Source organism: Bradyrhizobium sp. P2_E8, from assembly GCF_056403875.1.
The window spans coordinates 1-1,989 of the sequence record NZ_JBFUES010001215.1 but is presented as its reverse complement, the minus strand read 5'-3'; the positions used below and the strand labels follow the sequence as shown (position 1 = coordinate 1,989).

The 1,989-nt window shown below is 57.9% G+C and carries 2 protein-coding genes and 1 pseudogene; all 3 read right to left on the bottom strand.

All coding sequences use genetic code 11. The features are described 5' to 3' along the window. Positions 1 to 85: 85 nt before the first annotated feature. A pseudogene (locus tag AC1D00_RS38780) lies at positions 86 to 533 on the bottom strand (VOC family protein). 189 nt (positions 534 to 722) lie between these two features. Continuing rightward, entirely contained in the window at positions 723 to 1,133 is a 411-nt protein-coding gene (locus tag AC1D00_RS38775) for a VOC family protein (protein ID WP_477014313.1), read from the bottom strand. A gap of 155 nt (positions 1,134 to 1,288) precedes the next feature. Then, positions 1,289 to 1,894 carry an NAD(P)-dependent oxidoreductase gene (locus AC1D00_RS38770; protein ID WP_477014312.1) on the bottom strand — a complete coding sequence of 202 codons (606 nt, stop codon included), beginning with the start codon at positions 1,892 to 1,894 and terminating at the stop codon, positions 1,289 to 1,291. Positions 1,895 to 1,989 lie beyond the last annotated feature (95 nt).

Genomic DNA, 1,989 nt, shown 5'->3' with positions numbered 1-1,989 from the left:
AGACAATGCGATTTGACAAATTTTCTCACCCCGCAAAATGGGTTGTCGGGCACTTTAAAGCCGCCCTTCCACTGGACCGGTCGAATTATTTAATATAGATAACTGTATCCAATGTGCAAGCGCCAAACGTCACTGCACCGCGCTCGTCGATCGTCCAATCCGGATTCCAGGCAATTTCCCACGCGTGGCCGTCAGGATCGGCGACGTAACCTCGGAAACCACCATGCGCCGGAGGCAGGCCGAAGCACTCGCCCGCCTGCGTTTACGAGTTGCTTCATTACGGGCTCTACATCCTGCTTTACAGGAACATTGTGCGCTAGCGTAAATGCGCCGGGACTCAAAAGTCCGCCGCGGTTCATGTCTCCCTCAAGAGCCGCTTTGCTGAACGTTCCGAGCACCAGGCCGTTCATCTGATAGAAGATGATTTCGTGATTCTCGAATACCGGGCTCCAGCCGAAGCCTTCCACGTAAAATCGGCGGGACCGCGACAGATCGGCAATGCCGAGAGTGATGGCGGAAATCTGCTGCTGCATTGTGCTTCACCGTTTCTGTGAATGCGCCGATCGACGTACTCGCTATGGCGCTGATCATCTCGTGATGTGAAAAAAGCTGGTCCGCTTCGATCAGAGAGGTGCCCAAGCCTCCGGTAGAGCGTCAAGCCCTTCAACCACGCACGAATACACAGGCAGACGCTGCAGCTGAAGGAACCAGGCTATTTCAATTCACGCAGGGCTGGGAGCGGCGGGCATGTCCATCCACATCGCTTTCCAGACATGGCCGTCGGGATCGGCCAGATTGCGATTATACATGAAGCCGTAGTCCTGCTTCGCATTGACGTCAGCGGTTCCGCCATTGGTGGCGGCGGCCTCGTTCATCGCATCGACGTCCTCGCGGCTCCCGCACGATAATGCGAGCATCACCTCGCTCGAAGTCGACGGCGGAATTGGACGGTGCGTAAAGGTCTGCCATTTCGCATGAGTGAGCAGCATGATGTGGATGACGTCGGTCAGGACCATGCAGGCGCTGACCTCGTCGCTGAAGTGCGGATTGTGCGTGAAGCCAATCGCCTCGTAGAAGGCTTTCGACTTCGCGAGATCCGCAACGGGAAGATTGATGAATATCGTTCTCGGCATCTCGTGTCTCCTTTTTTGATGTTAGAATTCTACGTTCAACTTAAGGCGATGACGGATTTCAGGCACGACTTCATCAGGCGGGCCCAGGCATTTCCTCAGGTTGCGCAGCGACTCGGGATCCACATGGAAAGCAAAGGGATTGATTGCGGTATCCTTCATCGGGATGCCCTTCGTTGATGGGCGTCATGTGCGGCCGGCCCCATTGCAGAGGCGACGCCAACGATCGCACGGACGTGATTTTGCGCTTCAGCTTCGTCGAGCAGGAAAGCGGCCAGATCGGCACGCTCCATGATGACTTTGCCGGGCGGCATCGCTCCCACATTGGATCGATATCCACGGGGCGTTCCGCCCTCCAATAGTCTTGGCGGGCGCACGATCGTCCAGTCCAGGTTGCTGGCCTGAATTTCCCGCTCCATCGACGTGCTGTCGGCCACTTGTCTCGCAAGCAGAAGACGCAACATCCAAAGCAGCGGGTTGGCCGTTGGATACAGCAGCCCCTGAGAAATCACGAGATAGCGGCGAACGCCGCACGCCCTCATGGCCCGGATAACCGCTCGCGCACTTTCCTGGAGGAGGTCCGCGTCCTTGGACGATCGCTGACCGAGGCATGAGATAACCGCCTCCCGCCCGGGGATGAGAGCGGTAAGCTGATCGCTATCGCGCGGCTCGCTGGCGGCGACAACGCTGTGGCCTCGAGCCAAGGCTTGCTCGGTGACAAGCCGCCCGGTTCTGCCGGTTGCCCCAAGCACAACGAGCTTCATAACATTGTCCTTATGACAGGGTGCCGCCCGATTCCGAGACCTCGGCGCTCGGACTATTCCGAAAGCGCGCGCTGAGCTTCCAGCTGGGCCCGAAT